At 49.8% G+C, this 19,009-nt stretch carries 16 protein-coding genes; all 16 read right to left on the minus strand.

The genetic code is table 11. The annotated features are described in order from the left end of the window. On the minus strand, positions 1-859 hold an 859-nt coding region (locus ABYP73_RS03590), incomplete at its 3' end, for an ABC transporter permease (RefSeq protein ID WP_372973468.1). Positions 860-957: 98 nt separating this feature from the next. Next, positions 958-1,194, minus strand: a complete 237-nt coding sequence (locus ABYP73_RS03595; protein WP_372945185.1) for a hypothetical protein — start codon at positions 1,192-1,194, stop codon at positions 958-960. A 15-nt stretch (positions 1,195-1,209) separates the two neighbouring features. Next, a complete protein-coding gene (locus ABYP73_RS03600) occupies positions 1,210-1,740 on the minus strand; it encodes a DUF420 domain-containing protein (RefSeq protein ID WP_372945186.1) in 531 nt (176 codons plus the stop codon). Between the two features lies 1 nt (position 1,741). After that, a complete protein-coding gene (locus tag ABYP73_RS03605; RefSeq protein ID WP_372945187.1) occupies positions 1,742-2,470 on the minus strand; it encodes an SCO family protein in 729 nt (242 codons plus the stop codon). Next, positions 2,467-3,102: a hypothetical protein gene (locus ABYP73_RS03610; RefSeq protein WP_372945188.1), complete on the minus strand. Its 636-nt coding sequence runs from the start codon at positions 3,100-3,102 to the stop codon at positions 2,467-2,469. Before ABYP73_RS03610 ends, ABYP73_RS03605 begins: the two co-directional genes overlap by 4 nt. A 71-nt stretch (positions 3,103-3,173) precedes the next feature. Then, positions 3,174-3,557 carry a cytochrome C oxidase subunit IV family protein gene (locus ABYP73_RS03615; RefSeq protein ID WP_372945189.1) on the minus strand — a complete coding sequence of 128 codons (384 nt, stop codon included), beginning with the start codon at positions 3,555-3,557 and terminating at the stop codon, positions 3,174-3,176. Positions 3,558-3,590: 33 nt separating this feature from the next. Then, positions 3,591-4,568 carry a cytochrome c oxidase subunit 3 gene (locus ABYP73_RS03620; RefSeq protein ID WP_372945190.1) on the minus strand — a complete coding sequence of 326 codons (978 nt, stop codon included), beginning with the start codon at positions 4,566-4,568 and terminating at the stop codon, positions 3,591-3,593. A gap of 99 nt (positions 4,569-4,667) precedes the next feature. Then, positions 4,668-5,246 (minus strand): heme-copper oxidase subunit III, encoded by a 579-nt coding sequence (locus tag ABYP73_RS03625; protein WP_372945191.1) that lies wholly within the window; start codon positions 5,244-5,246, stop codon positions 4,668-4,670. A 1-nt stretch (position 5,247) separates the two neighbouring features. After that, positions 5,248-6,150, minus strand: coding sequence for a heme o synthase (gene cyoE / locus ABYP73_RS03630; protein WP_372973469.1), 903 nt, complete (start codon positions 6,148-6,150; stop codon positions 5,248-5,250). A gap of 237 nt (positions 6,151-6,387) precedes the next feature. Further along, positions 6,388-7,092, minus strand: coding sequence for an energy transducer TonB (locus ABYP73_RS03635; protein WP_372945193.1), 705 nt, complete (start codon positions 7,090-7,092; stop codon positions 6,388-6,390). A 59-nt stretch (positions 7,093-7,151) separates the two neighbouring features. Further along, positions 7,152-7,544, minus strand: coding sequence for a VanZ family protein (locus ABYP73_RS03640; protein WP_372973470.1), 393 nt, complete (start codon positions 7,542-7,544; stop codon positions 7,152-7,154). After that, on the minus strand, positions 7,537-7,917 hold the full coding sequence (gene gcvH / locus ABYP73_RS03645) for a glycine cleavage system protein GcvH (RefSeq protein ID WP_372945195.1): 381 nt from the start codon (positions 7,915-7,917) through the stop codon (positions 7,537-7,539). The genes ABYP73_RS03640 and gcvH overlap by 8 nt, the downstream gene beginning before the upstream one ends. A gap of 67 nt (positions 7,918-7,984) precedes the next feature. Continuing rightward, a complete protein-coding gene (gene sprA / locus ABYP73_RS03650; RefSeq protein WP_372973471.1) occupies positions 7,985-15,094 on the minus strand; it encodes a cell surface protein SprA in 7,110 nt (2,369 codons plus the stop codon). 5 nt (positions 15,095-15,099) lie between these two features. Beyond that, positions 15,100-15,681: a Holliday junction branch migration protein RuvA gene (gene ruvA, locus ABYP73_RS03655; RefSeq protein WP_372944974.1), complete on the minus strand. Its 582-nt coding sequence runs from the start codon at positions 15,679-15,681 to the stop codon at positions 15,100-15,102. 32 nt (positions 15,682-15,713) lie between these two features. Beyond that, positions 15,714-18,017, minus strand: coding sequence for an NADP-dependent malic enzyme (locus ABYP73_RS03660; protein ID WP_372944973.1), 2,304 nt, complete (start codon positions 18,015-18,017; stop codon positions 15,714-15,716). Positions 18,018-18,136: 119 nt separating this feature from the next. After that, positions 18,137-19,009, minus strand: an 873-nt coding sequence (locus tag ABYP73_RS03665) for an MFS transporter (RefSeq protein ID WP_372973472.1), incomplete at its 5' end; no start/stop codon positions are given.

Raw genomic sequence — 19,009 nt, forward strand, 5'->3', positions numbered from 1 at the left:
AGAACTTGATATTGCCGATAAGGCTGAAATAGCGTTTGGCCTCCTCAAGAGCACTCCAGACCTGTATGGCACTGGTATCATCGGGGGCCACCGTGTGGGCCTGTTGAAGATAGGACCGGAGATTTTCCTTAAAGGTGACGGCCTGTGCTACGGCCTGGTCAAAATTTTCAACCTTCGGGAGAGTATAGGAAATATTGCTGATCCTGTCTCCGCCATTGAACACTTTTTGTGCGGTGGTAACCGGGATATAGATCCTCTCCTCTTCCCGTTCTTCCCGCTCATCAAAAACCCCTACAATCTTAAAAAGGACACCGGAAATATTGATGAACTCCCCTAAAGGCGACTCGACATCCTGGAATACATCGTCCTTGATCTTCTTGCCGATCAGGGCTACCTTCCCGGTAGAAATGATGTCCTGGTAATTCAGGAACCGACCCTCGTGCAGGCGGGCATTGTCTATAAAAGTATAGTCATAGGAGATCCCTCTTACACCATACACCAGGGCTTCTTTGCCATAGTTTACACTGACATTCCTGACAAAGATCAGGGGCGATTTATATTCGATCTCCTCCCCGAAAAGGGAATTAGCGGTCTCGTAATTGTCATTGCGAAGCTGTATACTGCGCCCGGGATTCAGCCCTTTGTACTCCTTTGAGGTTACCCCGGGCCAGACCTCTACTATGGTCGTCGCATCCTGTTCAAATTCATAGCTGATCCCATTTTGCATGCCCTGGCCGAAGCCGAGCAGGATCACAAGAATAAAGATCCCCGAGGCCACGGAAACGCCGGTGAGAAAGGTGCGCAGTTTGTTTTTACGGATGGTATCGAAGATCTCTTGCCATCTCTCCAGATCGAACATTGGGTTAGTGTTAGGAATCCCGGGATATTAAAGAGACTCTCCAAGGTCCGATTTGTTACAAGAAGTTACACTAAATGAATGTTAAAATTCAGAGGAGATCAGGACCTTATCTTCCGATAGATAAAGAAAAACAGGGCTCCGATCAGGATATAGGGTATGGCCATCAGGTATACTATCCCATTGTTGATGCCCTCGGCTACCGAAGTATTTCCTTCGCTCTCCAGCACTGCCCGGCACATGGCACACTGGGCCTCAGCGGTTCCCGGAAATGCCAGAGCTGCCAGCAGAAGAAAGACAGGCAGAGTCTTAAGGGGATTTTTTAGGAGCAATCTCATGGGTTCAAACGGTCATCAGGTATAATAGGGGGAGATCATCAAATATACAATAACCCCGGTAACGGCTACGTACAACCACACGGGGAACGTGATCCTGGCCAGTTTTCTGTGCTTTTCAAAATTTTTCATGTAGGCCCTGGCATAAGTATGAAGGACCAGCGGAATGATCGCTATGGAAAGCAGGATATGGGAGATCAGGATAAAATAGTACAGGTATTTTATCCAGCCTTCCCCTCCAAAGGGTGTACTGTCAGAGGTCATATGATAGGCCACGTACATCACTAAAAAAACCAGGGATAAGGCTATACAGGTGGTCATGAGTCGCTGGTGCAATTGCCGCTTCCCGTTCTTAATAGCCCATACTGCCAAAAGGAGGAGGACTGCCGTAAGTCCATTGATACCGGCATAAATGGGGGGCAGGAAATTCAGGGGTTCCACATCAGGCAGTCTTACACCAAACAATACAGCAACTACGATGGGGATAAGGATTGAGATTACCGTGATTCCCCTGTTTACCTGTTTTTCTGATAATGTCATTGTACTCATGTTACTCTAGCAATAATTTTTTTATATCCTCTTTTAAAATACTGATCTGTTCCTGTTCTCCTTCGAAATTCTCTCCCTGGGTCTCCGTGATCGTTCCCCTGTAATACACTATGGGATTGCCATAGGGGTCTTTTCGGGATCGGATATACCCATTTTTATCCACCAGCGCAAAAAGACCTGAATGCTCGAATCCGCCGGGGACATTTGGGTCATTTGCCGCGAAGATGTTAAAGCCCTCATTGGCCAGTTTCATCACTTCCTCCTGGCTGCCGGTCAGCAAGTTCCAGTCCATATCTGTAATCCCATACTTCTCCGCATAGGCTTTGAGAACCATGGGAGTGTCGTACTCCGGATTGATGGTAAAGGAGGCGATACCGAAGTTTTCGAATTCCCGGAATTCGTCCTGTATCTCCACCAGGTTCTGATTCATGATCGGGCAGATGGTGGGGCAGGTGGTAAAGAAAAATTCCACCACGTAGACCTTGCCTTTGTAATCTTCATTCGAGATCAGGAGGCTGTCCTGGTTGAGAAAACTGAATTCAGGGACACGCCGTTTTTTCTTGTTCAGGGTGATATACTCCAGGGGCCTGTCCGAACCCTGAGCCACGTTCATTCGTGTGTTCTCCACTACACTTCCCGATGTCAACCGGTCTATGATCCTCGGGATGAAAATGATACCGAAGACCAGAATCACGAGGGAGACCCAGACGTAAGTGTACTTGTTTTTCATCCCTTCTTCCTTTGTGCGTTGTTCTTTTTAAGGGCGAGACGATATTCGGCCAGGATGATCTTCACGTCGTCCTCCATCTTGTTGTTCAGCTCCGCCACAGAAGTAGTATTAAACCCGTATTTGGTCCCTTCGTCCTCATCGTCTTTCCTCCCCCTGAGGTTCCTGTCCTTGTCTATGATAAAGACATAGGGAGTTCCCAGGCCTTCATCGAGCTGCAGGTCCGTCTTCAGGGAGGCGAAAAGTTCTTCAATCGCCCTGTCCTCAGCAAAGACGAAATTCCAATTAGACGTGTTCGTAAGGTTACTGAGTTCCTTGTTGATCTCCTCCGCTATCTCCTCTGTCCCCATCGGCATAACCATCACCATCTGGAAATCATTGAATTCATAAAAGCGCTTGTAAATCTTCTGGTTGAGGTTGAACGCATTGCCTTTCCTCAGAGAAGCATCCCTCCCCAGGAAACCCAGAATGGTGATCTTGTCCTGCAACCTCACTTCCGTATCAAGGGCATCCAAATCGGATACTTTTTCGGTCAGGGTGGGAAGGCGGCCAAAATTATTTACCCCTGAAGCAAAAAAGAGATAGGCCACCAGGGGAAGTACAAACAGGACAAGAAGGACAAAGGTCTTTTTCATAACGCTTCTAAAGCCCTACAAAAATAAAAAAGACGGTTGTGATACCGTCTTTTTAAGTTGTTAATTCAATGTTAGAAGTTCCATTGTATGTACCCGTCCTTAAAGACATTATAGATATAGTCAGCCTCGAAAAGGAGGATAAAGATCAGGTAGCTTACCAGGAAGATCGGGGTCCATACGATCGCCCTTCTCAAAGAACTCTTCTCATCCCTCAGGTGCATGAAATCCCAGGCGATGTAATAGGCCTTGACCAGGGTGAGGATGATAAAGATCCAGTTGAGCAACTTCATCCCGATGAGAGTATTGGATGTGAGCACTTCCGGTTTGGTAATCCCCAGGGCCACCTCAACCGTCGTTACCACGGAAAGGAAGATCAAGACACCCCATATCTTTTGGGTGTTCGACTTGAATTTCAGTGTTCCCCTGAAGATTGCTAGTTTATGTTCGTGTGCCATGCGAAAAGCTTTTTATTCTGGTATTTTAATGGTTTAAACGAGGTAAAAGAAGGTAAATACGAATACCCAGACAAGGTCTACAAAGTGCCAGTACAAACCTACCTTCTCCACCATCTCGTAATGCCCCCTGCGCTCATAAGTGCCCAGGATGATATTGAAGAAGATGATCACGTTGATCACAACCCCGGAGAACACGTGGAACCCGTGGAAGCCAGTGATAAAGAAGAAAAAGTCTGCAAAGAGCCGGCTGCCGTATTCATTTCGGATCAGGTTGGCACCCTCCACTACGAGTTGGGCATCCTTGATCTTGGCCAGGGATTCTTCCCGGGTCAGCAAGGTCTTCTCCCCTTCGGCGTTCAACGTCTCTGTGCGGATGAGGATATTGGGATTGGATAAAAATCCCTGTTTTACTTCTTCCAGGGAATAACTCGGCAGGGAAGATTCACTGGAGAACCATACCCCGTCGTTCCTTTGAAGGGTTTCCCTTTCTGAAGGGATCACCTGCGCAAAGTCGGCCAGAGCCGCGCGCTGCCCCGTATCGGCCTGAACAAACTGGAGGATACGCCCTCCCTTGGTCTCAAGGGCTCCGTAATCTCCTTTGATAAAAGTAGCCCATTCCCATGCCTGTGAGCCTACGAATATCGCCCCGCCTATGATGGTGAGGAACATATAGAGGATCACCTTGCTCTTTATCATCCTGTGGCCCGCATCTACAGCCAGTACCATCGTCACGGAAGACATAATGAGGATAAAGGTCATAAAGGCCACGTAATACATGGGGAAATTCCCGTGTATGAACGGTACGTGGGTGAAAACCTCATCGGCTATAGGCCAGGTCTCAATGAACTTGAATCTGGAAAAACCATAGGAAGCCAGGAAACCCGAAAAGGTAAGGGCGTCAGAAACGATAAAGAACCACATCATGAGTTTACCGTAACTCGCCCCCAAAGGACGGTTACCACCACCCCATACACTTTCTTCTTCAGCTCCCGTAGAGATCGTCGTATCCATATAAAATTGATCTTGTTAAGATAAGTTTAGCAAAAATACATTTTTTTACAGGAAAGAAAAGCGAATCCCATGGCAATGGGAGTGTTTTTTTTTCCTCATTTAAAAGAAATAGAAAAAGAGTACCAGGTATACCCATAATAGGTCGAGGAAGTGCCAGAATGTAGCCCCCAGATCTATCCCCAGCATATCGTCCGGGTGGTACTTGCCTTTCATTTGCTGGTACAAGACCACCAGGAGAGAAATGATCCCGGCCACCACGTGCAGGATGTGCACGGCAGCGATCAGGAAAATATAGGACATGGTGATGTTGCTGGTCGGGCCCGTAAAATAATATCCCTGTGCGATGATCTCGCTGAAACCTGCAAATTGCAGTACGATAAAAACAATCCCCAGTACCAGGGTGCCCACCAGCCAGGCGGTGGCCGACTTCTGGTCCTCTTTTTTTACGGACTTACGAGCGAGAATATAAGTAAGACTGCTGAGTATGATCACAGCCGTACTGTAATAAAAAGCGGCGGGCAGGCTAAAGTCGGTCAGCCAGTCTTCCCGGGAACTGCTCACGATAAAAGCACTGGTCCACCCGGCGAATCCCATCAGAAGGCTGATGATCCCGAACCAAAGCATCATTTTTCTGGCTCTTTCGTTCTTCTGCTTTTGTGTTCCTTGTGTCAGATCCATATTACGATATCAATTTATCAGCTACGTATACCAGTTGCATAAGACTTATGTAGGAGACGCTTGCGAGCATGAGTTTCCTTGCAGAGGCATTGTCCCTTTTCTCGAAGAGGCGGAATGCAAAACCCAGCATGGCAAGACCCATAAGCAGGATGACAATGCCTCCTGCCAGAGAGAGTTGCAGGCGTCCGGTGATCCCGAAATAGGGGATCACAGAGATGATGATCATCCAGACCGTGTACATGATGATCTGCACCGCAGTACCCTTGTCTTTTTCCCCCGTAGGCAGCAAGCGAAAGCCGGCTTTCCTGTAGTCATCATCCAGCATCCAGGCCAGGGCCCAGAAATGGGGGAATTGCCAGAAGAACTGTATCATGAACAAGGTACCGGGTTCGATCCCGAAATCATTGGTAGCCGCCACCCATCCCAGCATAAACGGAATCGCCCCGGGGATCGCGCCTACAAATACGGCCAGTGGGGTTACGGTCTTGAGAGGCGTATACACGCTGGTATAGAGAAAAATGGAGATGGCCCCGAACATGGCCGTCTTCGGGTTCAGGATATACAGGATGATCACACCCAGGATAGTCATGGTCACGGCAATGGTCAGTGCCGTTTGGGTCGACATGCGTCCTGAGGGCACCGGCCGGTTTCTCGTTCTGGACATCCGCGCATCCAGGTCTTTCTCAATGACCTGGTTATACGCGTTGGAGGCGCCGACCATGCAATAGCCTCCCACGGCCAGGAGAGCCACAGAGGTCCACTCGATCTCATAAGCTCCGAGGAAATATCCGGCAATTGAGGAAAAGACCACACTCAAGGCCAGCCTTGCTTTGGTGATCTCCTTAAAGTCAGAAAAATTCAATATCCAGGAATATGAGGTTACCGTGCCTGCTGCCGACTTCATCCACATGTTAATAAGGCTGCAAAGATACGGTCCGCGGTATATTTTTGCAACGAAATGAAGGGCTTTATACTATCTTTAGGATTCAGCATAAAATCCTGCCGATCAAAGGCTTTATACCCTATTTCATTTGGTTAGCACACTGCGCATTTCGAGTCTTTAAAAGGTGCCAAACGATGATGGATTAAACAAAAAACCCCGACTGTCGTCAGGGTTTTCTCAATTGAATATGCTTTTCTTTTACTGAAGCTTAAACACGATCGGGATACTGAAGGGCACCCTTACCGGTCTTCCTCTTTGCTTGCCGGGAGTCATCCTCGGAAGCTTTTCGATGATCCTGAGAGCCTCAGCCTCTAAGTTCTTATCCGGACCTCTGTAGCGGATATTACCGATGGTACCGTCCTTCTGGATGGTAAACATCACGTTCACCCTTCCCTGTACTCCCATCTCCTGGGCGATCTCGGGATAGCGGAAATTCTTGATGATGTGCTTCTGCATCATCTCGTTGAAACAAGCCCTCTTATCACTGGCTCCTTCACAGCCGGGGAACACAGGTACGTCTTCGATGACCGCAAAGGGAACATCTACATCGATGTCATCTTCTTCAACGGCTACGTCCTCTACTTCGATGATCTCTTCTTCCTGACTGGTCTCGGTAGACTCGATGATGGTCTCTTCCACTTCTTCCTCGTCTTCCACAACCTCGATTACCTCAGGTGCCGCAGGTGGCGGTGGTGGCGGAGGGGTTTTGATCTGTTCCGTCATAGGAACTTCCTCGTCCAGCATGTCCTCCACATTCAGGGAGATATCGTAGTCCGCTGCCTTGTCATAGGTCTTCCACTCAAAGGCAATGAAGACCAAAAGCATCACTACAGCCAGCCCGAGGACAAAATAGAGTCCGCTGTTCTTTCTTAAATCGGCTTTTGGATTCTTTTTCAGTTCCATATTTTGAAATTTACAGGTTCGCTAATTTAACCATTAATTTATAAAAACCGTAATTTTTTTCAATTCGCTACGGCTCCTTTCCTGTTCACTGTCCGGATAAACAGTATTCCGATGATCGCCCCGACAGAATTCGCCAGGATATCCAGGAGTTCGGCACTCCTGTAGGTCGTTACACTATCTTGTAATACCTCAATAAGTATACCATACCCAATGAGTCCGAGCAAGAATTTCAGAAGCCGTCTGCTATCTGCTTTCGCCCCTCTTTGAAGGGAATGTAAGAAAAGGCTCCCCAGTGCACCCGCTATAAAGTAAAAGGTAAAATGTACGATCTTATCGAAATACGGGATTTCCAGATCCAGGGAGGTATCGTCATCAAAGGAAACAAGGCTGAGAACTGTGATGAACACCATCCAGGAGACAAAGGCAATACCGAAGAGGTTCCGCTTAGGCACCCACAAGCTCCTTGTAAGCCGAATCGCTCAATAATTCTTCGATCTCGGCTGCATCACTGAATTTGATCTTGATCATCCATCCTTCTCCGTAGGGATCTGTATTCACCTTTTCAGGCTCATCCTCAAGAACTTCGTTAAAGGCGATGATCTCCCCGCTCAAAGGCAGGAAAAGATCAGACACTGTCTTAACGGCTTCCACAGTCCCGAATACCTCTTCCTTATCAAGGGTTTCATCCAGGGTCTCCACTTCCACATACACGATGTCGCCCAGTTCACTCTGTGCAAAATCTGTAATGCCTACCGTTGCGGTATCCCCCTCAATCCGGACCCACTCATGATCCTTGGTATACTTCAAATCGGATGGTATGTTCATCTTCTGAAAATTAATTGTGCAGGCAAATGTAACGGATTCTGTCTTGGTTTTCAAAAAACAAAACCCCTTAATTTCCGAAGTTGTAGCGCAGGGTGAAGCCCGTGTTGATAGTGGTCTGTGGAAAGGCTGTGGAGACAGCGAACTGGGAAAAGGAATGGTCGTAGAAGAAGAGGGCATTCAGACTCTTGGTCAGGGCGTAATCCGCTGTGAATTTGATGGACAATAAATTCTGACCCGAGGTGATCTGGTTATTGTCCAGGTCCAGGTTTCTGATGATGGTGATGTTGTCCCTGAGGCTCACGTCTGCCTTGAGGTTGAGATCTCCTTTAAGCCTTTGTTTCTCTCCCCCAATATTGGTCACGAAGGTGACATCCTTGAAACGGTATCCCAGTCCCACGGTGTATTCCTTCCCGTTGATCTCAGTGAGCAGGTTGTTGTCAAAACTCAGTGACAGGGCCCTGTCTGCCCTGACCTCAGCCACCACGCTGAGGGAGTTCTTCATTTCGAAGTCGACGCGCATCAGGGGATTGAACTGATCTGTCATGACCACGTTGTTGATGATGTTCTCGGGGAGGAGGTCCTGGGTCTCGGGGTCAATTCTCCCGTTCTGCCGTTCGAGGTTGGTCTGGAAACTGTTGATGCTGTAAGCAGCCCTGTACCCATGGCTGAGTGAGAACCTCTTGAACTTTTTCTTAAACCACTTGTTGCGCATCAGCCCCGTGTACTTGATATTCCAGTTGGGGATGGGGATATCCCTGAAGGCATCGAGGTTCACCCTGTTCACGTCCTGACCTGTATAGGCGGCAAAAAAGGCGGGCAAAAGGACATCCTGGCTCGTCTTCCCATAGCGGAGAGGGAAACCGTCTGCGTCCAGACCTTCGTCGGCCCCGCTCCGGTCAGAAAGAATTCGGTTAGCAATGACGATTCTGTTCTCCTTAAAGGTCTCAAAATTGTCAGAAGTGAACTCATCGCTCTTAGAGAAAAAGGTGCCCAGCATCATGGTGGAGATACTGAAGTTTCCGAATGTATTCGGGGTCTGTATGATGTACTCCCCGTCCTGCACTTTAAAATTTTCCTGCAGGCTGCTCGAGAACTGCCTGTCTGCCACCAGGTCAATGGTGAGGTCCTGAACGGGCTGGGCGGTGGCCGTCACATTTAATTGTTTATTGGTCCTTTTGATGAATTGCTGATTGAATTCCGGGAAGACGGTCAACCAGCCGTTACGGGCGGCTTCGAAACGCACATCTGCCTGGCTGCCGAACACAAAGCCCAGGGAAGGCCTTGTGGTCCCGATAAACCCGATGGACTGAGTATATCCCGGCAGGACCTGTCCGTTGTTTTCGTTGTAATTGACGTTCAGTCTTTTTACCATGGTGACAATATCCACAGCCGTATTCCAAAGTCCGCTGGTCTTCTTAGGTGCGGATGCAGCCTGTGCCCCCGTGGGCAGGTTGCCTGCCTTGTCTCTCCTAACAGCAGTGACAGACGTCTTTCCCGTCTCCTTTTTGAGTCCGATCTTGTCGTAAAACCGCTGCATGTTCAAGGTGGCGGTCAGGTTATGCGTATTGGCATTCTGAACGGTGTTGATATCCTCTCCGGTCACTTCCCTGATGGCATCTCCCCCTCTCTGCCAGTCGAAGTTACTGGTATAGGTGTACTGGGCATTGATAAAATCAAGGATAGGGACCTTGTTCAGGGGCAACTCGTAATTCAGCTGCATCTGTTGTGCATGGCGGTTGGGTTCCCCTATGTCAAAGAAACCGTCCCAGATGTTGAGCTGCTGATCGATCAGGGAATTGGGATTCCCTTCCTCCTCAAAATAATTCCTCACGATGTTGTTATTAGACGCTGTGAGGTTGAGTCTGAGCGATCTGGTGATGCTGTAATTAAGGGCGTACTGCCAGTTGAACAGGTAATTCCTCTGCTGCAAAACGGGCAGTTCGAGCCGTTCTACGCCTGGCTCGAGCACATCCCTGAAACGCTGCTGATTGAATTGCCTGTTGACATCTGATTGGAGGGAAATACTCGTGGGCAACAGATTGAAGTTGAGGTCCTTGAGCCATTTCCAGTAGTTCCCCGTAAAGAGCGAATCCTTCTTGGCGAAGGGGGCCACGGTTGCAGGTCTGAAATTGTGGTTGTAGACAAAGCCGGCCCTCACATTCTGATCCCTCAGGCTGGCCACTTCAAAGTCCCGATGTTCGGTTTCGTTGTAGGAATAGTTAAAGGTAAAGTTCTCCACATCGAAGAAATTCGCCTCGGCCTCCTCCCCTCTGTTTTTCCTGACACCGATAAAGTTGATGCTCGTCCGTTTGGTGTAATCCTCTGCCTGCTCCCGGATCTCCTCGGCTTCCTGAGCTGTATTGGCTGCAGCAATCCGGTCTTCGAGCTTGAGATCGTCATAGACCGGGTCGAATTCAGGGGTGATCAATTGCTCGGATATCCCATAATTAAAAGGGATCTGGAGGTTCCATTTCTTCGGAAGGAGCTGACCCAGTTCTACGTTGGTCACCACGTCATAGGAAATCGCATCTTCCCTGGCCCTCTCGTTGGGCATCTGGTCTATCGCCCCAAAGCCCGAGGTACTTTTGCTTCCCGTTGCGGAAACATTGGCAAAATCGGCAATATTTCCATCAAAGGCGGCGATAGCTGCCCATCCGCCCTGGTTGTCCAGTCCGGCCAGACGGAGTTCATTGAACCACACCTCTCCCCGGGCAGGTACATTGTCTATGTTCTTCACGCCCACCATCATGCTTCGGATACTTCCCAGGGAAGGATTACCTCTGATCCCGATCCGGATCTGTCCCGGGGTTCTCGGTGCAAATTCTGTCACGGGCACCACGGTTCCACCGATGATCTCGTAATAGCTAATATCTCCCAGGGTCTGATCGGCGATGCCCTGGGATTTTACCTTCTTCAGGTCGTCAAGGGCAATGTCGAGCTCGTTGATGGCGGGCCAGATATCCTCTGCCTGGGAAGCACCAAAAGGTGTGAATTGCAGGGGCACCTCTATCTGGTAAAAGTTTTCAGAAAAATCCGTACCTATCCTCAAAAAGCCCACGAGGGGAACATCGTCATCGAGGTAGTCCGAATCCAGGATCTTTTCGGCATGCATGAACATTTTCAAGCGCTCATATTGCCTCAGGTCCATATTTACGTTCTTGAACACTCCCCGGGAATCTTCAGGTTCCAGGTTTTCCAGCAGGAAGGAAAGCGACTGTTCGTTCTGGCGGATGATGGTATTGTTGTTGTTCAACTGTTCCCTGAAGACGCCAGGGGGCAGGACATAGGGGATAGGGATACGGGAATTGTTCTCTTCGATGTTGACCGTATTCACATCTACAAACGTACCGTCATCCGATGGATCGTCTCCGTTGGTCTGAAGGCTTTTCAGGTAATTCCTCCAATCGCCCCGCACCAGGTCCAGGGTCGCAAAACGCAGGACCACGTTATCGGTAAAGCCGGTAAGGTACATCCGCATGAAGCTGATCGACCTGAAATCGGAGATCCCGCCTACGGCATTCGTAAAATCACTTAAGGGGATCTTGTATTGTATCCACCGCCTGTTCAGTTGGGAACCATTGGGCAGGTTGGGAGTAACTCCTTCCTTAATGTCTGTGACATAGAGATCGTTGACCGTGGTGTTCGGTTTTATCTGAATTCGGTACTCGTAATAGCTGTTGATCGTATTCATCGTCAGGTCGCGGTCGATATCCTCCACGTCCGGGAGGGTAGTAGATCCCCTGTTCGTATTGCTGACTGCTACCGGCGAGTTGCCATGGGGGTTATTGAAGTCGAAATATCGCTCCAGAATGCCCCCTTCCCTGTTGAGATAGTACTGGTAGTTATCGAGGGCAGGGTCTTCGGCGGGCCCGTTGTAACCCTGGGCCGCTTCCTGGGCATCGTCAAGACCGTCAAAACCGAGGTCCTGGAGCGCCCTGTTGGTCTCGTTGGCATCAAAGGCATAGACGAGTGACTGGGTCGCCGGGACCCTGCCCCAGATGGTGCTGGCCGTCAAGTCATTGCTGTTTACCCCGGGCAGGCCATTCTCATATTGCTTGCGTCCGTCGGTGAGGATGTCTTCCGAAATATTCCCCAGGTTGATGACCAGTTCGCCCGGGCCGGTGGCTATCCCATCCACATAGGGGTCCATGACCCAGAACTGTACGAATTCCACATTCGACTGTTCGAAGTTGGTACTGCTAAGGGAGCGCATGATCCCCGCCCACTTCTCGGTAGGTTGCTCCCCGGCAAAATTGGGGTTGGCATTGTAAGGCCCCTTCTGGTTGGGGTAGTAAGCTATATCCAGTGTATTCTGTACAGTGGTCTGCCCCTGTGCGATGTCGATCTGGGGGAAGACCTCGTCTATGAACACTCTCCGGGTTTCATTGGTAGAGAGGTCGTTGTCCGAGATTCCCGGGGGTCTCTGGTTCGTAAAGAAAATGGGGTCTATGGTGTACCAGGCCATCTTTGCTCTCTCGTATCCGGTCTCCAGGCCTGTTTCCCCTTCGTCCAAAAATTCCAGGGGCGTACTGGCCAGGGTCCATCCCAGGGAACCCCGTATGTCGATCAGTGCCTGCGCCCCTTCAAAGTCGTCGAGATACGTGGTAGTCTCCCCCCTGAAATCAGCATTTTTAGGCGAATTCGGGATGAGATAGGCCACCTCGCTCCTCAGGGAGATATTCGAAGGTACATCTGTGTCAATATTGGGTAATTTATTGACCAGGCGGGTCAGGAAGGGAACTTCTGTCGAGAAATTTCCATTGAGACCAAAGATGGTATTGTTTACAGGCTCTATCCCGAAATTTGATTTTTGAGTGAGGGGTCGCTCATTCAGGTTTAGGAGAGTCCCTCCCAGGACAAATTTCTCATTGAACTGGTGCTCTATGTTCACCCCCGTAAAACGACGTGTCTGCTGGCCAAATACTGCGTTGTTCTCCACCGAGATGTTGATGGGAGTATCTGAATTCTGTAGGCTTGGATCCAGGATCTGTACTGTCCCGGCCTGGTAATTCACTGTGTAATCAATACCTTCCTGCAATTGCCTTCCTCCGGCCGTGACCCGGACAGAACCTCTGGGCACATTAAAAGCCCCAATAGGAATACCGTTGCTGCCCTCTGATTTATAACGCCCTTTAAGCCGGAATCGGTTCTTCTCCGCATCCTGTAGGGAAGCTGCCTTTGTATTGGCATACATGTTCCGAAAGACGTATTTCTGCTGGTTCACATTGTATCCCTGGTCATTTTCCACATCATAGGTTCCTCCTCCCAGCAGGTTGAATAAGTACTCCCCGAATGGTTCTACCTTGGTAAAGATGATCTGCCCTCCCTGAGTGTTGACCGTGATCCCGGGGACAAAGTCGAAGAATCCATCCCCGCCGGGTTGCACATCCCGGTACACATTCAGGCGATCCAGATTAAAGACATCCAGCAGGATGCGGTCCTCCAGGGGTTTGGGCGCATCAGGCCAGCCGGCATTGGGGTCGACAGGCGTAATGTAGTTCCTGGGCGTGGGGTCAGAATAGAGGATATTCAGCTTAAAATCCTCCTCGCTCAACTGGAAGGCGCCGGTGGCGTAAATATTCTTCATCATCAGGTCCCAGATAGGATCGCTGACATTGGTGATATTGCTCTTGAGCAGTTTCAGGACCAGGGTGTTATTGGTGATCTCCGGAGTTACGCCCCCAGACACAGTGGTCGCATCGAGTCCGCCATTAGCGAATTCACCGACCTGGTAGACCTCCCCGTTGAAGGTGTACTGAAAGGCAACCGCCAGGACCTCGTCATTGCTGAGGCGCTGGTTCAGGGAAATGTATCCCAGCTGGGAATTGAACTGGTAGTCCCTGGTGGGTTCCAGCTTACGCGCATTTTCCAGGATAGCGTAATCAAACCCCTGGTTGATCTGGTAGCCGGTAGAAATATTAAAACCACTATCTACGGTCGCGATGTCCCGAATATCCCTGGTCAGGACTCCCCCGCTCCCGATCAAAGCCGGGTCGAAATCGTTTGCACCGTTCCTGGGCAGTTCCGGGTTGGTAGCCGAGACATTGAAGAAGCCTGCAGGTTCCCCATTGAGTCTGCCGATCCGGGTCTTCTCGTCCAGGGCCTCCCCCAGGTCCTGCAAGGCCACGACGTTTCGGACGTTGAGGGTTTGCTGACTGCGGTTGGTCACCCATACCTCGAGGCGGGTGATCTGTACCTGGCTGCGGATAAACGGGTAGTTGGCCAGGGCCTGGTCATACTGGTCTCTGAAGTACTGGGCGAGAAAGAAATGGCGGTCTTCGTCGTAGTCCAGGGCGGTCAGTTCAAATTCATTTACCGTTCCTCCTCCCTGAGCCACTACGGTATTGTTCTGTGAACGCTGCTCGGAAAAGACCGCGGTGACCGTGGTCTTACCAAACTGCAACTGGGTTTTCACCCCGAACAGGCTCTGGGCGCCTGTGATCAGGGAACTGTTCAGGGGCATGTTGACATTTCCCACTTCGATCTTTTGGATGATATCATCCTCAGTCGGGGTGTAATCCAGTTTTACTAGGTTTTGAAAGTCGAAGGTAGCTTCCGTATCGTAATTAGCGGTAACCTGAAGGCGTTCTCCCACCTTGCCGAGCATGCTGAGGCTGATGCGCTGGTCAAAATCGAAGGAAAGATTGGTCCTGTTCCTGGGAGAGAGGGCCGGGTTGTCATTCTTTTGCCAGATCACACCCAGGTCCATGGCTACGGAACCCTGAGGGATCACCTCTATCGTATTTCCCCCGAACACGGACTCGAAAAAATTGCTGTTCACATAAAAATTCGGGAGGAGGTTGCGCCGGGCTTCCTCGCTGCCCTCTTTTTTTCCGGTAAAGGCGTCGATCTTGTCCTTAAAATAGCTTTTCATACTCTCCCTGCGCACCAGCTCGAGATACTGGGCGGGGGTGAGGATCACCGGATAGCCGATGTCGTAATCGCCTATGGTCTCGGTGTAGATGTAACGATCTAGCTGGGGATCGTAAGTATACTTGGAAACAATGCTCTTGGGGTTGGGCATCTTTATCTTCCCCAGGGCCACCCCGGTCTGAACGGAATCGGCAGCCGGTTCATCGGTTTCCTGGGACGTGGCAGTTCCCGCCCAAAGGAAAATGAAGGATAGGAAAAAAAGCTTAAATGAAAATTTAAGAAAAGTCTTTGCCCCTGTTTTCAAACTTTTTACAAATTTTTCAGCGCATGTTTGATAATGTTCTCTACGCTAAGCGAAGCATCCTGGCTGATCACTTTGTCCACTGCCTTTTCGGCCTGCTTTCTAGGAAAGCCAAGAACCTCTAAAGCAGATAACGCTTCATCTTTCTTTGTATTGTTTGAATTTGAGTAAACTTCGTCCTGATCGTGAATTTTTAAAATCTTGTCCTTGAGGTCCAGGATCACCCTCTGTGCGGTCTTTGCACCTATTCCCTTGATACCCTGGATCACGGGTACATTTCCCTGGACAATGGCGTCCATGATCTGTCGGGGATCCATGGAAGAAAGCATGGTCCTCGCAATGCTGGTCCCTATTCCCGAAACCGATATCAGCAAACGGAACAGCTCCCGTTCAGAAGCTTCCATGAAGCCGAAAAGGGTATGGGAATCCTCCTTCACCTGCAGGTGAGTGAGCAGCCGGATATGCTCCCCCTCGGGCAACTGGGAAAAGGTGTTCAAGGAAATGTTCACAAAATACCCAACGCCCTGGCAGTCTATGACTACGTGAGTGGGGTATTTTTCTACAAGTCTTCCCTGAAGGTGTGTAATCATAGTTTATTCCTTGAGGCAGGAGGGCTCTGACCTCATTTCCTGTTTTGTTTTTTCTTCGCATTCCTTCGCTTCTCCCTTTCCTGGGCATCGATCACGGCCACGGCCGTCATGTTGACCATTTCCTCCACGCTGGCTCCCAGCTGGAGGATGTGTACCGGTCGTTTCAATCCGAGCATGATCGGCCCGATGGTATCGGCAGCGTTTAGTTCCTTGAGGAGTTTGTAAGTGATATTAGCCGCTTCCAGGTTTGGGAAGATAAGGGTGTTTACCTTCTTTCCGGCCAGCTTTGAAAAAGGGAACTGACTTTCGTGCAACTCGCGGTTGAGGGCAAAATCCGTCTGGATCTCACCGTCTACCACAAGTTCAGGATGGGTCTCATGAAGGATCCTGACCGCCTCTTTTACCTTTCTGGAATGGGGATGGTTGGAGGATCCGAAATTGGAGTAGGACAGCAGTGCCATTACCGGGTCAAAACCAAAAGCATTTGCCAGGTTGGCTGTCATGATGGCGATCTCCGCGAGTTCTTCGGCGGTAGGGTCTATATTGATGGAGGTATCGGCCAGGAACATCGGTCCCCTGCTGGTGATCATGATATGGACCGTCGCGGCTTTCGAAACATTAGAGGCCCTTCCTATCACCTCAAAAACAGGCTTGATGGAGGTGGCATAGGATCGGGAATACCCGGAGATCATACCATCTGCATCTCCTTCCAGGACCATCATGGAACCGAAGTAATTCCGTTCCCTCATCCGGCTTTTTGCACTGTAAAGGGTCGCCCCGTTCCTCCTTCTGGCCTCCCAGTACTTCTGAGCATAATGCATGCGTTTTTCGTAGGAATTCTGTCCGTACTGATCGATGATGGGTACCTCCGCATCGAACTCCAGTTCCTTTTTAAGTTCCTTGATGACCTCTGTATTCCCCAGCAAAATGGGCGTGGCGATCCCTTCTTCGTAAGCGATCTGTGCGGCTTTCAGAACATCCAGCTGATCTGCCTCGGCAAAGACAATTCGTTTAGGGTTGCTTTTGGCTCGACTCATCAGGAGGCGCATGACTTTGTTGTCATCCCCCGAGCGTTGCAGTAAATCCTCCCTGTATTTCTCCCAGTCTGTGATGGGCATTTTCGCAACCCCGCTCTCGATCGCAGCTTTGGCTACGGCCGGGGGGATCTCTGAGATCAGTCGGGGATCAAAGGGTTTGGGGATGATATAATCACGTCCGAAAGTAAGGCGGGTCTCTCCATAGGCAATATTCACCTGTTCGGGGACGGGTTGTTTGGCCAGTTTGGCCAGGGCTTTTACCGCGGCCATCTTCATCTCCTCATTGATCTTAGTCGCCCTGACGTCGAGAGCCCCGCGAAAGATAAAGGGAAAGCCCAGCACATTGTTCACCTGGTTGGGATGGTCCGACCTTCCCGTGGCCATGATCACGTCCTTCCGGGTCTTTACGGCAAGGCTGTATTTGATCTCGGGATCCGGGTTCGCCATGGCAAAAACAATGGGATTCTCGGCCATGGATTTCAACATGGCCGGAGTCATGATATCGGCGATGGAAAGTCCGATAAACACATCCGCATCTTTTAGGGAATCCTTGAGATCGTGGAAGTCGCGCTCCGTGGAGAACTCCAATTTCTCTTCAGAGAGGTTTTCCCTGTCCCTGCGGATGACCCCCTTGCTGTCTAACATGATGATATTACTGGCCTTGGCTCCCAGGGCCTTGTATAGTTTGGTACAGGAGATCGCGGCAGCACCTGCACCGCTTATCACGATCCGCACATCTTCTATCTTCTTTTTGGCCAGCTCGAGGGCATTGAGCAGAGCAGCCGCAGAAATGATCGCGGTACCGTGCTGATCGTCGTGCATCACGGGTATATCGAGTTCTTCCTTAAGCCGGCGTTCAATTTCAAAGGCTTCGGGGGCCTTGATGTCTTCCAGGTTGATACCCCCGAAGGTGGGGGCAATAGCCTTGACCGTTTCGATGAACTTATCGATGTCCTTGGTGTCCACTTCAATATCGATCCCATCGATATCCGCAAAGATCTTGAACAGGAGGGATTTCCCTTCCATAACGGGTTTGGAAGCCTCAGGGCCAATATCTCCTAACCCCAGCACTGCCGTGCCATTGGAGATCACGGCTACCAGGTTTCCCTTGGCGGTGTACTTGTATACATTTTCAACATCCTTAGCTATTTCCAGACAGGGTTCCGCTACCCCGGGGGAATAGGCCAGGGCCAGGTCTCTCTGTGTGGCGTATGGTTTTGTCGGGACGACCTTGATCTTACCGGGCGTGGGTTTCGCATGGTAAATAAGGGCTTCCCGTCTCTTTTTATCTTTGCCCATATGGTAAATGTCTTTCGCAAATGTAAGGGTATTTCCCCTTAAAATAAACCGTTCAAACCCTTGTCATTTAAATTGAAGACACCGCAGTGGGTATTCGGAAAATTATAGCGATGTCTGATTTACTGGTACTCTTTAGTGACCCTCAGTCGGGTTGCGAGAAGAGCCGCTATTACAAAGAAAGTCCCGGCAAAAAACATGGCATTCACAGAGTTTGCACCTAGAAAATTTTTAAAGATGGGACCAAAGGTAAGGGTCTGTATCCCCATCGGGATCACGATCATCATGTTGAGGATCCCCATGTATACCCCTCTTCGTTCCTGAGGTACAATTTTGGATACCATGCTATAGGGGATTCCCATCATCGCTGCCCATCCTATGCCGAAAAACACCATGGGGTAGAGCACATATACGGGATCTGTGATAGTTGGGATGGAGAAAAGGGCAACCGCCGTTCCGAGGAGGCTTATGGCGTATATCTTCTTCCCCCCGAATCTCATGGTCAACGGAACCAGGATTAAGGCCACCACTGTGGTCACCACGTTGTAGGTAGTGCTCATTTTAGCCGCCTGAGCAGCTGCCTGGGAAGTGTCAAAGCCCATCGTGGCCCTGAAGAGCGGAGTGATGAATTGCCAGTAGATAAACAGGGCATACCATTGAAAAAGATACACCGCCGAGAGTCGCCACATAAAATTAGGCATCTCTTTTACTGCTTCTGCGATCTCTTTGAAGGGCAATTTAAACCGGGCTGAAAAAGACATTTGCCTGTGGCTGTTGATTTCGGCCAATTCTTCGTCTGAAGGAGGAATCTCCGGAGTCTTTAACACCGACCACAGGATGGTAGCTATAGACAGAAAAGAACCTATAAAGAAAGAGTAGTATAACCATTTGGGTACTTCACCAGAAATTTCCTCTCCTCCTCCAAACCAATCCTGAAACAGGAAAATAGAAGCGTTGGCCAACAGTATCCCAGCCCCTACGAATAAACTTTGCAT

This window comes from Muriicola sp. (genome assembly GCF_041567615.1).
GTDB lineage: Bacteria > Bacteroidota > Bacteroidia > Flavobacteriales > Flavobacteriaceae > Muriicola.

Coding starts and splice junctions, on each gene's coding strand:
- cyoE (WP_372973469.1), bottom strand. CDS start 6,150: ATGAAGTCGGCAGCAGGCACGGTAACCTCATATTCCTGGATATTGAAT.
- ABYP73_RS03620 (WP_372945190.1), bottom strand. CDS start 4,568: ATGGATACGACGATCTCTACGGGAGCTGAAGAAGAAAGTGTATGGGGT.
- ABYP73_RS03635 (WP_372945193.1), bottom strand. CDS start 7,092: ATGGAACTGAAAAAGAATCCAAAAGCCGATTTAAGAAAGAACAGCGGA.
- ABYP73_RS03625 (WP_372945191.1), bottom strand. CDS start 5,246: ATGGATCTGACACAAGGAACACAAAAGCAGAAGAACGAAAGAGCCAGA.
- ABYP73_RS03615 (WP_372945189.1), bottom strand. CDS start 3,557: ATGGCACACGAACATAAACTAGCAATCTTCAGGGGAACACTGAAATTC.
- ABYP73_RS03595 (WP_372945185.1), bottom strand. CDS start 1,194: ATGAGATTGCTCCTAAAAAATCCCCTTAAGACTCTGCCTGTCTTTCTT.
- gcvH (WP_372945195.1), bottom strand. CDS start 7,917: ATGAACATACCATCCGATTTGAAGTATACCAAGGATCATGAGTGGGTC.
- ABYP73_RS03660 (WP_372944973.1), bottom strand. CDS start 18,017: ATGGGCAAAGATAAAAAGAGACGGGAAGCCCTTATTTACCATGCGAAA.
- ruvA (WP_372944974.1), bottom strand. CDS start 15,681: ATGATTACACACCTTCAGGGAAGACTTGTAGAAAAATACCCCACTCAC.
- ABYP73_RS03600 (WP_372945186.1), bottom strand. CDS start 1,740: ATGAGTACAATGACATTATCAGAAAAACAGGTAAACAGGGGAATCACG.
- ABYP73_RS03605 (WP_372945187.1), bottom strand. CDS start 2,470: ATGAAAAACAAGTACACTTACGTCTGGGTCTCCCTCGTGATTCTGGTC.
- ABYP73_RS03610 (WP_372945188.1), bottom strand. CDS start 3,102: ATGAAAAAGACCTTTGTCCTTCTTGTCCTGTTTGTACTTCCCCTGGTG.